This window comes from Microbacterium pullorum (assembly GCF_014836535.1).
Lineage (GTDB): Bacteria > Actinomycetota > Actinomycetes > Actinomycetales > Microbacteriaceae > Microbacterium > Microbacterium pullorum.
This window is the reverse complement of record NZ_JACSQP010000002.1, coordinates 322,052-338,950: the sequence shown is the minus strand read 5'-3', so window position 1 is coordinate 338,950 and position 16,899 is coordinate 322,052. Positions and strand designations below refer to the sequence as shown.

Genomic DNA, 16,899 nt, shown 5'->3' with positions numbered 1-16,899 from the left:
TAGCCATGGATTGGTTTGCGGCGATGATGGCCTGGCTCCGTGAAAACGCCGCTGTTCTCAGCGCCGTGGTCGTTCCGGTGTTTCTGGGCGTAATCGGCCCCATGCGCGCGAGGGAGGCAGGTGGGCGGTTCTACCGGCGGGTCCGTCGGCTCGCCCAGCTTCGCCCACTACTATCGGATGGCTCCAGTGCCGCTGATCGTCTGGATGAACTACTCGACTCAGAGGTCGAAAAGCTGGCTAAGCGTCACGCGCGAAAGTTGAATGGCGCAAATCTCGCCGCGATCATTTTCGTGTCGCTGGTCGGGGGAGCAATCTCGTTCGGATTGGTGACATGGGCCCAAGCGATTACCGGTCCCGGTGCGGCGGTGGTGTGGGTGCTTTTCTGGCTGTGGTCATTCCTCGTCGCTGTGTTTGTACTCGTGGGAGGTTCGCAGAGTCTCTACAAGGTAGAAGAGGATTGACCGCCGCGCCTTCGGGCGCCACGGCTACCGTAATGCGACTCGGGACGTGGGGGAGTTCCGCCACAGTTGGGCATTGGGGAGGGGGAAGAGTGAACTGGTGGGAACCACTGATCTCGCTGGCGTCTGTGCTGGTCGCCGCGGTCGTCGGTGGCTTGGTTGTGCATCGGCTTCCGCTGCGTCGGGAATCTCTCGTCGCCCGGCGCACACAGCGGGTCGCATTCCTGCTGGACGCTTATCGGAAGCGCATCGACGCCTCGGAGCGAGACATTCTCGGGGATGACATGCGCAGCAACGTTGAGTCGGCGCTGGCGGACATCATGCTCTCGGGCGGCCAAGCCGAGATCGATGCGACCGAGCGTTTTCAGCGGAACTTCGTTGAGGGTCGAGGGGCGTCGCTTGTGCCCGTGATCGTGGCGCTACGGTCTAGCGTTCGGAATGAGCTCGGCATCGAGGCTGTCGATCTTCCGGATAGATTCAACTTCCGGCTCAGCCTTGATAGCGGTCAGAAGGCAACCGGCCGTCGTGATCATCGCGGAAGGCCGAAGGTCTGACGTACCACTGTGGAGTTCCGCCACAGCTAGGTATTTGGTGGGATCGAACTAGCTTCCCTCAGCTGGCTTCGGCGGCAGCTCCTCGACCTGTCCGTTAGGTCCATACCAGCGGCTCTCACCCGTGGTGAAGGTGACCTCGCCGACCAAGCGAGAGCTGAGATGCCAGTCGGAGAGGTCAGGCTCATTGCGACCTTCGGACTGATAGCCCCACACGCGACGCTCCGCGCGGCGTACGTCCGGCGCGGGAGACCCCGACGTCGCCCTCGCGGCGTGACTACAAACCGTCACCTATCGGTGCGGCAGACCCGGATGCGACGCGGGGTAAACATCCTGTAGCAACCGTGTAACTCCTGCCGTCGGGCGGAAGTTCCTACGCTGTGACCATGAGTAAAACCGCGACAGTCTTTCTCGTGCGCCACGCCGAGGCGCTCAGCGTGGATGAAGACGACCCAGAGCTGAGCTCAGCAGGAGAGGAACAGGCTCGCCGACTCGCTGAGCGGTTCATCGGGGTGGACGTCGCTGCGATCCTTCACAGCCCTCGTCGGCGTGCCTCTAGTACCGCCTCTGCTATCCATCGTGCGAACTCCGGTGCCGAAATCATCGCGTCAGAACTGCTGAACGACCGGACGCCGGTGCCATCCGACGAGAGGCGAGAGGGATACACAGACCTCCTGTTGCAGTGGCTGGAACAAGTGCCCGAAGCTGAACGAGATCCGGACGGGGTCGCGATCGAGGCGGCGCTCCGCGACCTGACGCAGATCGCGCGAAGGCGCGGAGCGATCATCGCCGTGACTCACAATTTCGTCATCGGCGCCATGGTTCAGCGCGTACTCCAATGCCCGCAGCCGCTGTGGACCAGGCTCAACTCTGACAACGCCGGGGTGACCCGGATCGACTGCTCGAAGCAGATTGTGCTTCGCTCATTCAACGGGCGGGGGCCATGAACGACTCACAGCGTAGGCGGCGACGCGGTGGAGTTCTGCTTCAGCGCCCACGATCCGGCGCGGAGGGCTCACTCCAATGGCCCGAGGGCTCGCGCAAGCTGGACGCGCAGATCCGCGCGGACTTCTGGGGCGCTCGCTTCTGACTTATGACGGACTTCTGGGCCGTTGACTGCTGCGCAGATGTCGCTCTCAGATACTCCGGGTGGCAGGTACAGCCGCCACTCGTCGCCCGCTGGGGGCGCGAGGATATCGAACTCAGCCAGGAAGCTCGCGAGGCTCTCCTGCATCTCGGCTATCTCGGTTTCGTTTGGACGCCGAGTGACCGGCGGCTCATTGTCGACCCATTCGACGACGTCTTGGAACTGGCGGGCACTCGCTGCACATGCTGAGGGCCGGCGATGTAGGCGATCAGAGAGTCTGGCAGGCGTGGGCCGAGCTCCATCGGAGTGCCCTCCCGGGGAGGGGTGCTCGGCATCTCTTCCCAGCGGCTGCCGTTCAGTGGATCGTGTTGACGATCCTTGTTCGTTTCATGATTCACGATCTTTGCCCTCTTCTTCACGTGGTGAACGCCATCGTTCTCCTGCTCGACCAGTCCGACAGGCTCGCATCTGCCTGAGCGTGATCATCCTGCGCACGTCGTCTCATCCAGATGCGCGATAGCGGATCGCACTGGCAGGCCGTCAGTCGTCGGCGAGGGCGTCAATGAACGTCCGCAACTCGAAAGTGAGTGCTTCCGTCGACTTGCCTGTGGGGACTCGAAGACGCTGCATTAGCCACTGAACCGCTACTCCCGACGCCAGCAGAAGGCGCGTGAAATCAAGCGTTAGCTCGCCGTCCTCCTCCATCGTCGCGATCAGCGCATCGCCCTCGTTCAGCGTCGCCAGTGAAGTCTCGAAGGCGGCACGTTGCTCCGCCTCGTCGTCGCTCGCCGCGAAGCCGGCGTAGAAGTCGATCAGGGTCTGGGCAGTTTGTCGAGTCGCAGCATCCATGTGCTCATCATCGTGTGCCGTGTACCACGTTGCGCGCTTTGCCCCGCTCGCGGGCGTTGCCCCTCTGCGCACGGCACGTCCCCTCAAAGCGGTCGGCAATGGCGCGCCGATGACAGTTCATCAATGTCGGTGCGCCCGTGGATGCTAAGGAGATGTCAAAATCGCAATCACAGTTGGTCTCATCGGCGGTGCCCTATGTGAACGATCGAGTGCTGTACGAGGCGAAACAGTACCTACCTCACGGGCCCGACGAAATGTTGACCGTTGACCGCATTGCCGCATTCGTCGAAGGCACCAAGGGATCTCCGAATGTGCGCCTCGCCGTACTCGGCACCCTCCGCGCACACAGCTTGAACGGTGCCGAGACCCCATCTGCTGTCGTCGCGGTGCTCCTCGCCGCGGTCGCAATTCTCGTCAGCTCCGTGACCACCCTGTCGGAGTTCGGAGTTGCGATCGCCTGGGCCTTCGCCATCGGCAGTGTCATCCTCGGAGGCTGGTTCGCGAAGCTCGCCTTCGCCGCTCACGCTCGCCGCATGACCTGTGGCGTGTGGCTGGCCGCGTATGAGGACGCGTTGCGCTAGCAACACAGAGGCCCGTGCAACACCGTTAGAACGGCGCAGGATCGTGTCGCGCGGCTTCGTTCTCAACCGTTCGTCGCCCGCTAGAAGAGCCAACCCGAGCGCGTGGGTCTGGTTCGATTGGGACGCTCGGCTGGATGAATTGAATGCAGATTGGCTACGCCAGAGTGTCCACCGCGGATCAAGGCCTCACATCGCAGCGGGATGCGCTGCTGCGACTGGGAGTCCTCGCTTCACACATCTGCGTCGATCACGGCCTCACCGGCACGAACCGGGCGTGACCCGGATTGCGCGAGGCGCTCGCCGCCGTCAGAGAACGCGACACCCTCGTCGTGGCGAAACTCTGCCGGCTTACCCAGCCAGTGCGGGGGGGGCGCGACATTGCCTAGGAATCGACGAAGAAAGGCGCCGCCCTCAGTCTCGGCGGGAGCAGAAGCTACCCAGCCGACCCTGTGGGTCGGCTGCGCTTTAACGTGCTCGCGCTGGTCGCGGGATTCGAGCGTGACCGGATCAGCATGCGCGCGAAAAAAGGGATGGCAGTCCGCCGCGCGAGGGCCACGTGGAGGGTAAGCAGCCGAAGCGATCGATGACGCAGCGAACTCGAGTTGCAGCGTCGCCGCGGGCTCGGCCAGCCGCATGACACATCGGTCGCTGGCGCGGGTCAGCCAACCAACTGCGACCACAGGGTCCCGAGCTGGAGCTCGAGGCTGACGTCGTTGAGTGTGGCATAGGTGACAAGTCCCGCGAGCGCGGCGACATTGATCACGACTGAGCCCCAGAACGCGCGGCGGAAGGAGCGTTTGCGGGTCTTGTGTCGGAACACCTGCTGCGCGATGAGTGCGCCCGGCCAGCCGCCGAAGAGCCCGAGCATGACCAGCGTCTGCTCCGAGATTCGTTGCCGGTTACGTCGCGCCGCAGCCCTATCGATCCCGTAGCACGCGAACGCGACGATGCTCAGGACGCTGTACAGCACCGGCATCCACATGGGGAGGTCGAGCACGACGAACGCGACCGAGAACACGACCACGAATGCGCACAACACAGTCCAGCTCACCGCCGACGGCAGAGGTCGCGAGAGATCGCGCGGGCGACCGTCGGCGGGGCGGGATGGATGGTATCCGGTGGTCACTCGCCGATCCTAGATGCCGACCCGTCGGCTGGAAGTCGAGGGCCATCGGCAATCCCGGTGTCCTGTAAGCGCTGGTGTCGTTGTCGGGCGAAGTCGTGGGCTCGTGGACCCGATCCGAGGGCCTTGGACGAGATGGCGAGCACGATCCGCGTTGCGGTGATGACGGGCAGCGGGGTTCGTCTCAGACCGAGCATCTTGCGGTACTGCCGGGGGAGGCTCGCGACGGCGGCGGCGAACAGCACGCGATAGGCGAGCCGCATTGATCCGGTGAAGGGGACGTCACGGAGGAACTGAACCACTTCCGCGACACGCTCATCGTGGACGAGCTCACCGCGCTCGATGTACGCGTCCATCCGCGACCTCAGGTCGGCCTCGGTCTCGGGGGGATCGGGGACGCGCATCAGCCGACCGGCCTGCGCCCATTCGCGCACGTAGGCGTCGGCTCCGCCCGGGATCGGGCCGCCCCACAGTTGGTGGGCGCCGAGGAATGCCTCGGTGAAGGCGAGATGCACCCACTCCACCAGCGAGGCGTCCGACGCCGAATACGTGCGGGGTCCGGCATCCGTCTTGTAGGTGCCGGAGACCCTTTGATGAAGACGACCCACGCGCGCCGTTTCGGCCTGCGCCTGCTCGGTCGAGCCGTAGGTCACGCAGATGATCCAGCGCACCGTGCCCGTGAGGCGTCCGATGGGATCCTCCCGATAGCGCGAGAAGTCATGGACACCGGCCATCGCGCCCGGGTGCAGTGCCTGGATGAGCAGAGCGCGGATGCCGGCGACGAACGTCGCCGTGCCGGCGTGCACCGTCCAGGCTGCGCCGCCGTCGGCGAAATAGCCGCGATCGTCGCCGTCAGCCAGAGCCCGCACCCAGGAGGGCGTGCCATCCGGATCGCCCGCCAGCGCCGAAAGGAGCCGCGCGCGCAAGGGAAGTCGAGTCACGGTTCCAGCGTGGCACGGCTCAGCGAGGGCAGGGCGCACGCCGTTGAAGGTCGCCTGAACGGCAGCGGCGCTCCGGCCTGCCGCAATGCGCGTGTCACGGCCGAAGGTGCCCGCCCGAATTCGGGACGGGCACCTTCGGTCGCTGGGCAAGCCTCGGGTCAGGCGCTCGCGCGTCCCTGTGCCGCGGAGGAGACCAGGTCGCTCTGGGGGAGCGCTTCACCGGACTGCAGAGCGGCCGTCCAGGTGGCGGTGTCGGCGACCGCGGCCCAGTTCGAGTGGAGCAGGGCCATGACGGTCTCGTGCACGTTACGAGCAGCGGCGCTGCCGGCCTCGTTCGCCAGGTCGATTGCTCCGGTGGCGTCGGAGAGGACCTCGACAGCGAAGCCGCGCGGCTCGGCGTCGGCGGCGGACGCGAGGATGCAGTTGTTGGTCATGTACCCGGCGAGGGTGACCGTGTCGATGCCCTGCTCTCGCAGCCAGGCATCGAGCTCCGTTCCTGCGAAGACGCTCGCGAACTGCTTGCCCACCAGCTTGGCTGCACGAGCCTCGCGGTCCGCGACCGCCGGGTGGTTCTGGTGGGTGGCGGATCCGACGGCGAAGACCGGCGCCTCGGCGGGCAGTTCGTGCTGAACCACCACGAGCGGGATGCCTGCTGCTTCGGCCGCGTCCATCGCGGTACGGATGCGTGCGATGGACTGCTCGCGGTCGGGGTACTGGATCGGCAGGAGTCCATCGAAGTACTCCTGCTGGGCGTCGATGATGATCAGGGCTCTGCGCGGTGCGGACATGGTGTGTCTCCGTTTCGGGGATGGGGATTCAGGGATTGGTGGGGGATATGCGAAAGCGTCAGGCCTGCGCCATGTCGTAGTGATCGGCGATGAGCTCGATGCCCCGCTCGTCGAGAGCCGAGGAGTGGCCCCCGACGACGAGCATCACCTCGTCGACGCCCGTGCGGGCGTGGAGGAGTTCGAGCCGGTCGGCGACGGTGGCGGCGGTGCCGTGGAAGTTGCGGTCGGTGTAGGAGTCGAGTATCTGCCGCTCCTGCATCGTGGCTGGGTAGGCGGCCACCTCGTCCGGTGGCAGCAGCTGATAGCCCTCGCGCTTGAACATCCGCAGCATCGCCATCGACATGGTCGACGCCTGGCGTCGCGCCTCAGCCGGATCATCGGCGATCGCCGCGGGCACGCTGACCAGCGTGTGGGGCTCGGCCAGCACGTCCGAAGGTTGGAAATTCTCTCGGTAGATGCGCAGGGCGGTGTCGACGTCGGCGTCGCCGAACTGCAACGCGAACGCGTACGGCCTGCCGAGGTGCGCGGCCAGCTGCGCAGAGTACGGCGATGAGCCCAGGATCCAGATCTCGGGTCCGGCCGATTGTGTGGTCACACGGTTCTGACCGGACTGCCAGGGCCCGGGGACGGCGTGGACATCGTGGTAGCGGTGTCCGGCAGGGAAGTCATCGTTGAGGAAGCCGAGCAGCTCGAGCACCTGTCGATGGAATCCGTCGTTGGCGTCCGCGCCGCGGCGCAGTGCGGCTGCCGTCTCGCCGTCGGTGCCCGGAGCGCGCCCCAGGCCCAGATCGATCCGCTGCGGGGCCATCGCCTCGAGCATCCCGAACTGCTCCGCAATGATGAGCGGCGCGTGATTGGGCAGCATCACGCCGCCGGCTCCGAGGTGGATGCGCGATGTCTCGGCGATGAGGCGGGCCACCATCAGCTGCGGCGAGGCCACCGAGGTTGCCGGCATCGCGTGGTGCTCCGACATCCAGAACCGACGGAATCCGTGGCGGTCCGCCGTGCGTGCTAGCGAGATCGTGCTCGCCAAGCCGTCCGCGGCGCTCACCCCGACACCGGTGCTCCCAGAGGCGAGAACGGACAGGGAGAAGGGTGCTGTACCCGAAGGTGCGTCAAACTGCATGTGATTCCTTCATGTCATGGCAAAAATGGACGTATGCCATGACTGACCGTAACAGGCGTCTCATGGAAAACGCGAACTGATAGCGTGAGGTGCATGACCATGACGATCCACAGCCCGGCACCGGGGGACGCCGAGCACCCCAGTCTCGCCCTGGCGAACAGTGCGGGAGCATCGTCCGGTGGGCGGCGCTTCGATGAGCTTGCGACACCTGAATCCGCGACCGGCTGGATCGTCGCGCACGACCTGGCCGCGCCCGACGTGCACCTGCGCGGTCAATGCCAGGGGAGGCTCACTGAGCTGCGCGATGCCGTGCGCGACATCATGACGGCGCACCTCGAGGGGGTCGAGCCGACGGGCGAGTCGGTGCGGGTCCTGAACGACGCGCTCACCAGCGCGCCCGGTGCGATGCGCCTGCACTTCCAGCCCGGCATCGGATTCATCCGCGTTCCGGAGCATCCGGCGACGCAGGTGGTCGAGCATGTCATGGCCGTGATCGCCGAGGACGCGGCTGCCCTCATGACGGGCGACGAAGCAGCCACGCTCGCCGTCTGCGAAGCGGATTCGTGCGACCGGTTCTTCCTTCGTGCGCACGCGCGCAGACGCTGGTGCTCAACGCGATGCGGTGACCGTGTGCGGGCAGCGCGGGCCCACGCGCGCAAGCGCGCTGCGCTCAGCGGTCAACCGGCCTGACCACCTACACCGACGCCCACAGCATCCGCTTGCAGCACGACTCCTAGTGATGGAACGCGGGATGCTGCGCCTCGACCGGCATGGGCGATTCGAGTCCGTCGAGATAGGCGGTCTCTGTCTCGATGTCGGCGAGGAGCTCGGCGGCCAGATCCCTGCTCAGCCCGTTGCGCACCACGATGCGCTGCACGGTGAGATCCGTCAGGTCGTCCGGCATGGGGTAGGCCGGCACGAGCCATCCCTTCATGCGCAGCCGATCCTGCAGGTGGTACAGGTTCCAGTTCTGGGTGTGACCGGCCTTGAGCCGCCACGCGAACACCGGAATGTCGCTTCCGTCGTTCCAGAGGTCGAAGGCACCGATCTTCGCGATGCCGCCGGACAGGAAGAGCGCGGTGTCCTGCGCTTCCTGCTGCACGGTCCGGAAGCCATCGAAACCGAGGCGCAGGAAGACGTAGTACTGCAGCAGCACCTGCGCGCCGGGGCGTGAGAAGTTGAGTGCGAACGTCGGCATCGATCCGCCGAGGTAGCTCACCTGGAAGACGAGGTCATCGGGCAACCACTTCTTGTCGCGCCACACGACCCAGCCCAGCCCCGGGTACACGAGCCCGTACTTGTGTCCGGACGTGCTGATGGAATGCACCCGTTCGAGGCGGAAGTCCCACTCGAGGTCGGGCTGCAAGAACGGCGCGATCATCGCACCGGATGCTCCATCGACGTGGATCGGAATGTCCAGCCCCGTCGCGGTCTGGATGTCGTCGAGCGCCTTCGCGATCTGCGCGACCGGCTCGTACATGCCGGTGTAGGTCACGCCCATGATGGCGACCACGCCGATCGTGTTCTCGTCGACGTAGCGCTGCAGGTCGTGACCGTCGAGAGTCTTGTGGTCCTCCGAGATCGGCACGAGTCGCGGCTCGACGTCGAAGTAGTTGCAGAACTTCTCCCAGCACACCTGCACCGCCGACGACATGACGAGGTTCGGCTTCGAGACGTCCTTGCCCTCGGCCCTGCGGGCGTGCTGCCAGCGCCGCTTGAAAGCGAGACCGGCCAGCATGCAGGCTTCCGACGACCCGATGGTCGACGTTCCGATCGACGCCTCCGCATCGGGGGCGTTCCAGAGATCCGCGAGCATGTGCCAGCATCTGTCCTCGATGGCGGCGGTCTGCGGGTACTCGTCCTTGTCGATCATGTTCTTGTCGAAGGCGGCCTCGTACACCTGGCGGGCCTGATCGTCCATCCAGGTGCCGACGAAGGTGGCGAGGTTCAGCCGCGAGTTGCCGTCGAGCATCGTCTCGTCATCGACGATCTGCTTGGCGGTTTCCGGCAGTGACTCGTGCTGCGGGAGCTTCGTCCTCGGCGCGACTGTCGCCTCTCCTGGCCGCGCGAACTCCGGCTCTCGATCGTCCTGAATCTCCTGTGCGCTCATGGTGCCCTCCGCTTGGGTCAACGATCTGGCGACAGCCGCTGCGATGCCGGTGATCGGCCGCGCAGCGTGCTCCGGGAAACATAAGCCATCGGGCCGGATTGCGGTAGATGGGTCGAGTCCCGCGGGAGCCTGCACCCGCGCGGACGCCGAGTGAGTAGGGGCATTGCACAGTGGCCCGATGCCCCCGAGAATCCCGGTGTGGGCACTCTGACTTTCAGCATCAACGTCACGCTCGACGGATGCGTCGATCACCTGGAGGGCATCGCCGACGAGGAGACGCACGCGTACTTCACCACCCTGCTGGATGAGGCCGGTGCCATGCTCTGGGGGCGCACCACGTACGAAATGATGGAGAGCGCCTGGCCGGCGGTCGCCCGCGGCGATGTCGATGCGTCGCCCGCGTTGCGTGAGTGGGCCACCACGCTCGAGGCCAAACCCAAGTACGTCGTGTCCTCGACACGGAGCGACTTCCCGTGGAACAACAGCCACCGTCTCGACGGTGACCTGCGCACCGTCGTGCAGGAGCTGAAGGACCGCACCCCGGACGGGGTGCTCGTCGGCAGCGGCAGACTGGCGGCCGGGCTTGACCGGCTGGACCTCATCGACGACTACAAGTTCCTCGTCCACCCGAGAATCGCGGGGCACGGCCCCACCCTGTTCCACGGTCTCATCGACCGCACGCGGCGTCTCGCACTGATCTCGGCGGTGCCGATGCGCAACGGTGTGCTCTGCGTGCACTACCGGCGAGCTGACTAGGGGACACCGCATGTGGCCGGGCGGGTTGATCGACGTGATCGGCATGTCCCAACTCGTCTTCGGCAGCGACTATCCCTACTCGGTGGGCATGGCGCCCAGTGCAGCGTGCGCCATTACCTCGGCCGGCTGTCTCTCCACCGAAGATCGGGATGCCATCGGCTGGGCGAACGCGCACCGACTGCTGCCGCGGCTGGCGGGCATGCACGGTCACGACGAGGCGGGCCCTGGATGACCGAGGCGACACGGTCGCTTCTGCGGTCGCTCCCTTCGCTGGCGGGGCGGGCGCCGTTGTCGGACTTCGGCGATCTGCCGTCAGACCCGGTGACGCTCTTCCTCGAATGGCTCGACCTGGCGCGAGCCTCCGACGTCGCGGAACCGCACGCGATGACGCTGTCGACGGTCGATGCGAGCGGCGTCCCCGATGCGCGGATCCTGCTGCTGAAAGACGTGGATGCCCGGGGCTGGGCGTTCGCGAGCACGCGGAACAGCGCCAAGGGCGCACAGCTCGAGAGTCAGCCGCACGCGGCGCTCACTTTCTGGTGGCAGCCACTCGCGCGTTCGGTGCGGGTGCGCGGCTCGGTGGTCGAGGCATCTCGGGAGGAGAGTCTGGCCGACCTGCGCGCCCGCAGCGCGGCGGCACAGGAGGGCGTCGCCCCCGATGACTGGACCCTCTGGCGCGTGGAGCCCACGCGTGTGGAGTTCTGGCAGGGCGCACCCGACCGGCATCACGTGCGGATCGTCTACCTGCGTGACGGTGACGGGTGGCGCATCGAGGACTGACGGCCGGCGGCCCAATACTGCCACGGCAGCGAGGTCATTCCGCCCGACGGGGGCGTGCGCTCGCGTGTCTAGCCGATGTCGGGGCCGACGGCGTGCGTGTCCACGACTCCGGCGCCTGGTCCCTTGAGCTCGACGAAGATCGTGTGTGTCGGAGTGCTCCCCGTGTTCTCTCCCGCGTGACGCTGCGCGGGAACCCACAGTGCCTGGTTCGCAGCCAGTTGCACGTCGCGGTCTCCATCGGCCATGGTCAACCGTCGGTGAAAGTCGGTGAGGGTGATCATGACGCTGTTGGGATGCCTGTGGGGAGTGGTCTTGTCGCCCGGGGAGTCGAGGTAGCTCAGCACGCGGACGTGTTCGTTCTCGAAGATCGTGCGGTAGTGCTCCGGGTTGGTCGTCACCGGGTCTTCGTCGACCATGGCCAGAGTGTACGCGCGCGCCGGCGCCCGGGGCAGGGGTCGACCGGTCGGGAGCGGCTCGTCGAGCCTGCCGTGGGACGATATCGGTATGGCTCTGCACATGCTCACCGGCGCCGGATCCGGCATCGGCGCCGCCCTCGCCGCCCGTCTGCAGGCGCGTGGCGACGACCTCATCCTGCTCGCGCGTAGCGACGCACGCGCGACGGAACTGCGCGAGCGCTTCCCGGGCGCACAGACCGTCGTGGCCGACCTCGCGGCGCCCGGCGATCTGGCCGCGGCGCTCGCCGCTCAGGCGCTTCCCGCTCGCCTCGACTCGCTGCTGCACGTCGCGGGCGTCGTGGACCTCGGCCCCGTGGCTGAGCTCCCGGTCGCGAAGTGGACGTCGCAGCTCGACGTGAACCTCGTCGCGCCGGCCGAGCTGACGCGCCTGCTTCTTCCCGCCCTGCGCGCGGCGAGGGGCCAGGTGCTGTTCGTCAACTCGGGGGCGGGCCTGCGTGCGGCACCTGAGTGGTCCGCCTATGCGGCATCCAAGCACGGGCTCAAAGCGCTCGCCGAGAGCCTGCGCGCCGAGGAGGCTCCCCACGGCGTGCGGGTGTCGTCGGTGTACCCCGGCCGCACGGCGACGGCGATGCAGGAGCGCGTGCACGAACAGGAGGGGCGGGCCTACGAGCCTGCGGACTTCATCGATCCCGCCTCGGTGGTCACGAGCATCCTCACCGTGCTGGATCTGCCCCGCGATGCGCAGATTCCCGACCTCACGATCCGACCGGGCGTCTGACCCCCCGCCGCGATGCCCTTCACCCTCGCCGCTCCCGTGCACAGCGAGCTCGTCATCAAGAAGAGTCGCTTCCTGGGGTGCGTCGAGCCGGTCGCGGGGCGCGAGGAGGCCGTCGCCCGCGTGCAGGAACTGTGGGCGCAGCATCCCGATGCCCGTCACATCTGCTGGGCACTGATGGCCGGCGGCCACTCTGCGGCCAACGACGACGGCGAGCCGAGCGGTACCGCAGGCAGGCCCATGCTCGACGTGCTGCGGCATCAGGAGCTCGAGGGCGTGCTCGCCACCGTCGTGCGGTACTTCGGCGGCATCAAACTGGGAGCGGGCGGACTCGTGCGCGCCTACACGGATTCGGTGGCGCAGGCGCTGCTCGGCGTCGAGCGCGTCCCGCTCATCCGCGTGCAGACGCTGCACGTGACCGTTCCGTATGCCTACGAAGGGATCGTGCGCCGTGAGTTCGACGCGCTCGGTGCCGAGCTGGGGGAGGTGCGGCACGGGGCCGACGTGGAGATGACGCTGCAGGTGGCCGAGGACCGGGTCGCGGCGCTCGTGCCGCGCATCGACGACGCCACGCAGGGTCGGGCGGTGTGGATGCCGGGTGCATGACGGTCTCGACGCCGCTGCGCCCAGCGGGCTAGCGTGGGATCGCCGACGCCGGCGCGAACACCGATGGGGGAATCGACATGACCAAAACGGACATCCGCCTGCCCGTGCAGGCTCCCGTAGCCGCCAAGATCGCGCTGGGGCTGCTGACCGTGGTGCAGGTGGCCTTCGCCTTCCTCGCCTTCTGGGATCTCGCGTGGCGCGACAAGGACGACGTGCGCGGACCCAAGCCGGTGTGGATCCCGGTGATCCTCATCAACTGGATCGGCCCGGCCTCTTACTTCCTCGCCGGCATCCGGCACAAGCCCTGAGTGCACATACGCCACGGATCGACGGCTCCCGGTAGCGTCGAACGATGACTCCCGACGAGCACCGCTTCAACGCGCTGATCCTGATGTTCGCCAACCTGCAGCGGCTGATGGTCTTCCACAACTCCCTCGCCATGCGCGATGGGCGCGAGATGGACCCGGCCCTGCGCGAGTCGCTCACTTCGCGGCTCGACGCCGTCGGACAGGTGATCGCGCGCGCCAATGATGCCAAGGCCGTGACCGAGGCCGATGCCGCTTCGGTGCTCCCGGTCGTGGCCTACCTGCAGCGCGAGGTGCGCGCCCTGCTGGACACCCCGCTCGACGCCGACGTCGCCACGCAGGCCGCCCTGGGCGCGGCGGAGGTCTACGCGTCGATGTGGATCGATGAGGGCACGATCCAGATGGGGACGGTGTTCGACCGCCCGCAGTGGGTCGACCGCTCGATGCAGAACAAGCCGATGTTCATCTCCCTGCGCAACCAGGCGAACGCCGCGGTGGTCGCCGCGTCGAAGGGCGAACTCTCCGACGAGGTGCGCGCCGACATCGCCCACTTCTCGCAAGCGGCGCGGGACAACCGCGCGCAGGCGCTCGCGCAGATCGATGGTCTGCCGATCATGCTCGACGGACGGGATGCACGCGACACCGCCCGCGCCTGAACGTCGCTGCAGCCCGGCTGATCAGGCGGCGGCATCCCACCAGTCGAGAACCCGCGTGCCGGTGAGGGTGAGCCATTTCGACGGCTCGCCCTCACCGGCATCCACGTCGAACCAGGTGCGACCGCGCAGCGGCGCGCCCTGCAGCCACGTGCCGTCAGGCCGGCGCGCATGCCGCACCACGGCCACCGCGTCGGCCAGACGCGGATCGGGCGCGCGACCCTCGTGCACGGCGACGTCGCGGAAGTGGTCCAGAGCGGTGAGGGCGCTGTAGCGATGGCGGGTCGGGGCGACGAAGCTGGTCGCGAATCCTCCCACCAGTTCGCCCGTGCTGAGCCGGTAGAGCAGACGCCGCTGGAGCAGGTACTCCTCGCCGCCGTGTCGGGCGTCGCGCGGCGAATCGTCGCCGGTGAGCATCTCGTAGGCGAGCAGCCCGCGGACGGCGTTGAGAGTGGAGTGGAACGAGGAGCGCACCGAGTCGCCCTCCTCGGCCTCGCAGTTCCACCCGCCGTCGGTCAGCCGGTGATCGACGAACCAGCGCGCGAGCGGTGTCACGTCCACGCCGAGCCACGCGCCGGATGCCAGCGTGTACGCGTTGATGCAGACGTCGACCTCGCCGCCCCAGTAGGGCAGGTCGTCGTACTCCCAGCGGCTGTTCGCCGCGAGGCGCTCGGCGGTGTCGCCGAGGTGGGCGGCATCGACGCCCCATTCGCGCAGGTCCTTCAGTGACCAGGTCGTCGCCGTCCACGGCTGGCCTGGCGCGTGCGCCTCGTCGCTGTCGAAGAACCCTGCGGGGAAGTAGGCGCCACCGGCCCACTGGCCGTCGGCATCCTGGTGCGACAGCAGTCGCGCCCCGAAGCCTTCGACGGGCACGCGGGCGCGTGTGCGCTGCCACACCTCGGGCGGCGCACCGACGAGGTCGCGTTCGACCTGCCATCGCAGGGCCGGGTCCGAGTCGAGCAGCCAGTCGAGCACGCCGGTGTCGGTAGCCATGAGGGCACGATAGACCCGCAGCGGATCCGCCGACACCGCCGGGCTGCACGAGGCCGCACGACGGTGCGCACGTGCCGGGCTGCGGTGTGGCGAGCTGCCGAGGCTCATCGCCGGAGTGCCTCGCTGAGCCACCGGGCGTACTGGGTCCACGGGTCCGTGGCGGAGCGCGTTGCTGCGATGTGCTCGGCGAGCGAGGGGTGAAGGGTGAACCACTCGCCGCCTTCGCGGATGCCGGCGAACTGTCGGTGCCGCTGCTGCTCGAGCGGTCGTCCGCCGCGCTCGAACGCGAGCAGCTCATCGTGCCGGATCGCGGCCAGTCGCTGCCGTGGGCGCCACGTCGTGCCGATCTTCACGCGCTCGCGATAGCGCAGGTAATAGACGACGTCGATGCGGGGGAGCGGCAGGTCGGGGTCGGGCGCGTCGCCGTACCGCCAGCCGCAGGCGGCGCAGCTCCAGGCGCCCGCCACGCGCACGCCCGCGCGACCCCCGCACAGTGCGCACGGCCCCGGCAGCGCGTCTTCGTCCACGCCGGCCACGCTAGACGCACCCGCCGACACCGGCAGCCGCTCTGCCGCCGTGCCGCGCGGCATCCATCAGCCCGGGATACTCAGGCGCGAGGCGCGGGTTTCTCGGCCTGCGCCCGCAGCTTCTTGTCGCCGCGCTTGCGGCCGTATCGGGCCACGAAGAACAGCACCGACCCCACGGCGACGTAGGCCGCGGCGCTGATCCAGACCGTCCACGACTGCTGAGCGAGCAGCACGATGCACGCGAGGATGCCGAGGACCGGGACGAAGCGGGGGACGCTGAAGTGAGAGTGGTCGACCTTGTCCTTCTTCAGCACGAGCACGCTGACGTTGGCGGAGAGGAACACCAGCAGCAGCAGCAACACGGTCGTCTCTGCCAGGGTCGCGATGTCGCCGACGATGGTGAGGCAGATCGTGATGCCGGCGATGACGACGATCGACACCCACGGCGTGCGGCGGTTGGGCAGCACCCGCGCGAACGCGTGGGGGAGGAGACCCGCTTCGGCGAGGCCATAGCCGACGCGGCTGGCCATGACCATGAACAGCAGCGCACCGTTCGCGATCGCGACGAGGGCGATGAGGCCGAACAGCCACGACGGGATGCCGACGCCGCTGGCGTCGACGACCTCGAGCAGCGGTCCGGTGGATTCGGCCAGCTCCGCCGGCGGCAGCACGATGACGGCGCCGATCGCGATCAGCAGGTAGACGACGGCCGCCGTGAAGATCGCGCCGAACAAGGCCCGCGGGTACGCCTTGGACGGGTTCTTCACCTCTTCGGCCATGTTCGCCGCGGCCTCGAAGCCGAGGAAGGAGAAGAAGGCGATGATCGATGCCGCGAACGCTCCCTGGAGTGGGGGCACATCGGGCGCGAACTCGAAGATGCGGGACGGATCGCCGCCGCCGCTGCCGAAGACGATCGCGCAGACGACGATCACGATCACCAGGCCCGTCACCTCGATGACCGAGGCGACGAGGTTGGCGGTGAGGGATTCGCGGACGCCGCGCAGGTTGATGAGGGTCAGCACCGCGATGAACACGATCGCCGTGGGGACGGGCGGCACGTCGATGAGGGCGGTCAGATAGTCGCCGGCGAACGCATTGGCCAGGGCGGCGGCGGTCGTGATGCCGGAGGCCATCATCAAGAACCCGACGAGGAACGACACGTACGGGATGCCGAAGGCGCGGTCGACGTATCGGGCGGCACCGCCGGCATGAGGGTATTTCGTGATGAGCTCGGCGTAGGTGCCGGCGGTGAGGAGCGCGACGACCAGCGCGAGCAGCAGTGGCAGCCAGATGACGCCGCCGACATCGTTGGCCATCGTGCCGACGAGGGTGTAGATGCCGGCGCCGAGAGTGTCGCCCACGATGAACGCGAACAGCAGCGGCGTGCCGACCGCGCGCTTCAGCCCGATCGGGGCGGTCGGCGTGATCGCCGCCATTTCTCTGCTCATCGCCCCACTTCAGCGCACGATGAGGC

25 protein-coding genes are annotated in these 16,899 nt (G+C 67.5%); 13 read left to right on the top strand and 12 right to left on the bottom strand.

What is annotated here, in order from left to right:
- The first annotated feature begins 5 nt into the window (after window positions 1–5).
- The 3 genes from H9651_RS04270 (at window position 6) to H9651_RS04260 (ending at window position 1,956) form a co-directional block, all read left to right on the top strand.
- The gene (locus tag H9651_RS04270; protein ID WP_191717849.1) at window positions 6–461 is read left to right on the top strand and encodes a hypothetical protein; all 456 of its coding nucleotides are present in this window, start codon (window positions 6–8) and stop codon (window positions 459–461) included.
- Between the two features lie 89 nt (window positions 462–550).
- The gene (locus tag H9651_RS04265) at window positions 551–1,012 is read left to right on the top strand and encodes a hypothetical protein (protein ID WP_191717848.1); all 462 of its coding nucleotides are present in this window, start codon (window positions 551–553) and stop codon (window positions 1,010–1,012) included.
- Window positions 1,013–1,395: 383 nt separating this feature from the next.
- Window positions 1,396–1,956, top strand: coding sequence for a histidine phosphatase family protein (locus H9651_RS04260; protein ID WP_191717847.1), 561 nt, complete (start codon window positions 1,396–1,398; stop codon window positions 1,954–1,956).
- Between the two features lie 68 nt (window positions 1,957–2,024).
- On the opposite strand, the gene H9651_RS15085 is transcribed toward H9651_RS04260, so the two are convergent.
- Complete coding sequence (locus H9651_RS15085) at window positions 2,025–2,441, bottom strand: DUF5956 family protein (RefSeq protein WP_404802991.1); 417 nt, start codon at window positions 2,439–2,441, stop codon at window positions 2,025–2,027.
- Between the two features lie 195 nt (window positions 2,442–2,636).
- On the bottom strand, window positions 2,637–2,945 hold the full coding sequence (locus H9651_RS04255; protein ID WP_191717846.1) for a hypothetical protein: 309 nt from the start codon (window positions 2,943–2,945) through the stop codon (window positions 2,637–2,639).
- 152 nt (window positions 2,946–3,097) lie between these two features.
- On the opposite strand from H9651_RS04255, the gene H9651_RS04250 reads away from it, so the two are divergent.
- Both H9651_RS04250 and H9651_RS15115 read left to right on the top strand, forming a co-directional pair.
- Window positions 3,098–3,526, top strand: a complete 429-nt coding sequence (locus tag H9651_RS04250; protein ID WP_191717845.1) for a hypothetical protein — start codon at window positions 3,098–3,100, stop codon at window positions 3,524–3,526.
- 143 nt (window positions 3,527–3,669) lie between these two features.
- Window positions 3,670–3,804, top strand: a complete 135-nt coding sequence (locus tag H9651_RS15115; RefSeq protein ID WP_225216325.1) for a recombinase family protein — start codon at window positions 3,670–3,672, stop codon at window positions 3,802–3,804.
- Here the strand turns inward: H9651_RS15115 and H9651_RS15110 are convergent.
- The 5 genes from H9651_RS15110 to H9651_RS04225 all read right to left on the bottom strand — a co-directional run bounded on the left by H9651_RS15110 (window position 3,757) and on the right by H9651_RS04225 (window position 7,504).
- Complete coding sequence (locus H9651_RS15110) at window positions 3,757–4,161, bottom strand: hypothetical protein (protein WP_449843647.1); 405 nt, start codon at window positions 4,159–4,161, stop codon at window positions 3,757–3,759. The two genes, H9651_RS15115 and H9651_RS15110, sit on opposite strands and share 48 nt — an antisense overlap.
- Window positions 4,162–4,184: 23 nt before the next feature.
- Entirely contained in the window at window positions 4,185–4,652 is a 468-nt protein-coding gene (locus H9651_RS04240) for a DUF1294 domain-containing protein (protein ID WP_191717844.1), read from the bottom strand.
- A complete protein-coding gene (locus tag H9651_RS04235; RefSeq protein ID WP_318244752.1) occupies window positions 4,649–5,590 on the bottom strand; it encodes an oxygenase MpaB family protein in 942 nt (313 codons plus the stop codon). Before H9651_RS04235 ends, H9651_RS04240 begins: the two co-directional genes overlap by 4 nt.
- 158 nt (window positions 5,591–5,748) lie before the next feature.
- Window positions 5,749–6,378 (bottom strand): isochorismatase family protein, encoded by a 630-nt coding sequence (locus H9651_RS04230; protein ID WP_191717843.1) that lies wholly within the window; start codon window positions 6,376–6,378, stop codon window positions 5,749–5,751.
- 58 nt (window positions 6,379–6,436) lie between these two features.
- On the bottom strand, window positions 6,437–7,504 hold the full coding sequence (locus tag H9651_RS04225; RefSeq protein ID WP_191717842.1) for an LLM class flavin-dependent oxidoreductase: 1,068 nt from the start codon (window positions 7,502–7,504) through the stop codon (window positions 6,437–6,439).
- Window positions 7,505–7,597: 93 nt separating this feature from the next.
- Here H9651_RS04225 and H9651_RS04220 point away from each other — a divergent pair, with 93 nt between their 5' ends.
- Window positions 7,598–8,194 (top strand): CGNR zinc finger domain-containing protein, encoded by a 597-nt coding sequence (locus tag H9651_RS04220; protein WP_191717841.1) that lies wholly within the window; start codon window positions 7,598–7,600, stop codon window positions 8,192–8,194.
- Between the two features lie 43 nt (window positions 8,195–8,237).
- On the opposite strand, the gene H9651_RS04215 is transcribed toward H9651_RS04220, so the two are convergent.
- Window positions 8,238–9,614, bottom strand: coding sequence for a glutamate decarboxylase (locus H9651_RS04215; protein WP_191717840.1), 1,377 nt, complete (start codon window positions 9,612–9,614; stop codon window positions 8,238–8,240).
- Between the two features lie 198 nt (window positions 9,615–9,812).
- Here H9651_RS04215 and H9651_RS04210 point away from each other — a divergent pair, with 198 nt between their 5' ends.
- Genes H9651_RS04210 through H9651_RS04200 form a run of 3 tightly spaced genes read left to right on the top strand, consistent with a single transcriptional unit; the run spans window position 9,813 to window position 11,150 of the window.
- Window positions 9,813–10,370, top strand: a complete 558-nt coding sequence (locus H9651_RS04210) for a dihydrofolate reductase family protein (protein ID WP_191717839.1) — start codon at window positions 9,813–9,815, stop codon at window positions 10,368–10,370.
- A gap of 34 nt (window positions 10,371–10,404) precedes the next feature.
- Window positions 10,405–10,602 (top strand): amidohydrolase family protein, encoded by a 198-nt coding sequence (locus H9651_RS04205; protein ID WP_318244762.1) that lies wholly within the window; start codon window positions 10,405–10,407, stop codon window positions 10,600–10,602.
- A complete protein-coding gene (locus tag H9651_RS04200) occupies window positions 10,599–11,150 on the top strand; it encodes a pyridoxine/pyridoxamine 5'-phosphate oxidase (protein ID WP_191717837.1) in 552 nt (183 codons plus the stop codon). Before H9651_RS04205 ends, H9651_RS04200 begins: the two co-directional genes overlap by 4 nt.
- Window positions 11,151–11,218: 68 nt before the next feature.
- Here the strand turns inward: H9651_RS04200 and H9651_RS04195 are convergent, their stop codons facing one another.
- Complete coding sequence (locus H9651_RS04195; RefSeq protein WP_191717836.1) at window positions 11,219–11,566, bottom strand: cupin domain-containing protein; 348 nt, start codon at window positions 11,564–11,566, stop codon at window positions 11,219–11,221.
- A gap of 88 nt (window positions 11,567–11,654) precedes the next feature.
- On the opposite strand from H9651_RS04195, the gene H9651_RS04190 reads away from it, so the two are divergent.
- From H9651_RS04190 to H9651_RS04175, 4 genes are all read left to right on the top strand, one after another.
- Complete coding sequence (locus tag H9651_RS04190; protein ID WP_191717835.1) at window positions 11,655–12,344, top strand: SDR family oxidoreductase; 690 nt, start codon at window positions 11,655–11,657, stop codon at window positions 12,342–12,344.
- Window positions 12,345–12,356: 12 nt separating this feature from the next.
- Window positions 12,357–12,947: an IMPACT family protein gene (locus H9651_RS04185; RefSeq protein WP_191717834.1), complete on the top strand. Its 591-nt coding sequence runs from the start codon at window positions 12,357–12,359 to the stop codon at window positions 12,945–12,947.
- Between the two features lie 77 nt (window positions 12,948–13,024).
- Window positions 13,025–13,255 (top strand): PLDc N-terminal domain-containing protein, encoded by a 231-nt coding sequence (locus H9651_RS04180; protein WP_191717833.1) that lies wholly within the window; start codon window positions 13,025–13,027, stop codon window positions 13,253–13,255.
- A 44-nt stretch (window positions 13,256–13,299) separates the two neighbouring features.
- Window positions 13,300–13,908, top strand: coding sequence for a hypothetical protein (locus H9651_RS04175; RefSeq protein ID WP_191717832.1), 609 nt, complete (start codon window positions 13,300–13,302; stop codon window positions 13,906–13,908).
- A gap of 21 nt (window positions 13,909–13,929) precedes the next feature.
- Here H9651_RS04175 and H9651_RS04170 read toward each other — a convergent pair whose 3' ends face one another.
- The 3 genes from H9651_RS04170 to H9651_RS04160 form a co-directional block, all read right to left on the bottom strand.
- Complete coding sequence (locus tag H9651_RS04170; protein ID WP_191717831.1) at window positions 13,930–14,898, bottom strand: squalene cyclase; 969 nt, start codon at window positions 14,896–14,898, stop codon at window positions 13,930–13,932.
- A gap of 104 nt (window positions 14,899–15,002) precedes the next feature.
- Complete coding sequence (locus tag H9651_RS04165) at window positions 15,003–15,425, bottom strand: GIY-YIG nuclease family protein (protein WP_191717830.1); 423 nt, start codon at window positions 15,423–15,425, stop codon at window positions 15,003–15,005.
- A gap of 80 nt (window positions 15,426–15,505) precedes the next feature.
- Window positions 15,506–16,873: an APC family permease gene (locus tag H9651_RS04160; protein WP_191717829.1), complete on the bottom strand. Its 1,368-nt coding sequence runs from the start codon at window positions 16,871–16,873 to the stop codon at window positions 15,506–15,508.
- Between the last annotated feature and the right edge of the window lie 26 nt (window positions 16,874–16,899).

What these genes read in the sequence shown, in the direction of transcription:
- H9651_RS04270 (WP_191717849.1), top strand. Translation starts at nt 6, where the DNA reads ATGGATTGGTTTGCGGCGATGATGGCCTGGCTCCGTGAAAACGCCGCT.
- H9651_RS04260 (WP_191717847.1), top strand. Translation starts at nt 1,396, where the DNA reads ATGAGTAAAACCGCGACAGTCTTTCTCGTGCGCCACGCCGAGGCGCTC.
- H9651_RS04255 (WP_191717846.1), bottom strand. Translation starts at nt 2,945, where the DNA reads ATGGATGCTGCGACTCGACAAACTGCCCAGACCCTGATCGACTTCTAC.
- H9651_RS04250 (WP_191717845.1), top strand. Translation starts at nt 3,098, where the DNA reads ATGTCAAAATCGCAATCACAGTTGGTCTCATCGGCGGTGCCCTATGTG.
- H9651_RS15115 (WP_225216325.1), top strand. Translation starts at nt 3,670, where the DNA reads ATGCAGATTGGCTACGCCAGAGTGTCCACCGCGGATCAAGGCCTCACA.
- H9651_RS15110 (WP_449843647.1), bottom strand. Translation starts at nt 4,161, where the DNA reads ATGCGGCTGGCCGAGCCCGCGGCGACGCTGCAACTCGAGTTCGCTGCG.
- H9651_RS04230 (WP_191717843.1), bottom strand. Translation starts at nt 6,378, where the DNA reads ATGTCCGCACCGCGCAGAGCCCTGATCATCATCGACGCCCAGCAGGAG.
- H9651_RS04225 (WP_191717842.1), bottom strand. Translation starts at nt 7,504, where the DNA reads ATGCAGTTTGACGCACCTTCGGGTACAGCACCCTTCTCCCTGTCCGTT.
- H9651_RS04220 (WP_191717841.1), top strand. Translation starts at nt 7,598, where the DNA reads ATGACCATGACGATCCACAGCCCGGCACCGGGGGACGCCGAGCACCCC.
- H9651_RS04215 (WP_191717840.1), bottom strand. Translation starts at nt 9,614, where the DNA reads ATGAGCGCACAGGAGATTCAGGACGATCGAGAGCCGGAGTTCGCGCGG.
- H9651_RS04200 (WP_191717837.1), top strand. Translation starts at nt 10,599, where the DNA reads ATGACCGAGGCGACACGGTCGCTTCTGCGGTCGCTCCCTTCGCTGGCG.
- H9651_RS04195 (WP_191717836.1), bottom strand. Translation starts at nt 11,566, where the DNA reads ATGGTCGACGAAGACCCGGTGACGACCAACCCGGAGCACTACCGCACG.
- H9651_RS04190 (WP_191717835.1), top strand. Translation starts at nt 11,655, where the DNA reads ATGGCTCTGCACATGCTCACCGGCGCCGGATCCGGCATCGGCGCCGCC.
- H9651_RS04185 (WP_191717834.1), top strand. Translation starts at nt 12,357, where the DNA reads ATGCCCTTCACCCTCGCCGCTCCCGTGCACAGCGAGCTCGTCATCAAG.
- H9651_RS04180 (WP_191717833.1), top strand. Translation starts at nt 13,025, where the DNA reads ATGACCAAAACGGACATCCGCCTGCCCGTGCAGGCTCCCGTAGCCGCC.
- H9651_RS04175 (WP_191717832.1), top strand. Translation starts at nt 13,300, where the DNA reads ATGACTCCCGACGAGCACCGCTTCAACGCGCTGATCCTGATGTTCGCC.
- H9651_RS04170 (WP_191717831.1), bottom strand. Translation starts at nt 14,898, where the DNA reads ATGGCTACCGACACCGGCGTGCTCGACTGGCTGCTCGACTCGGACCCG.
- H9651_RS04160 (WP_191717829.1), bottom strand. Translation starts at nt 16,873, where the DNA reads ATGAGCAGAGAAATGGCGGCGATCACGCCGACCGCCCCGATCGGGCTG.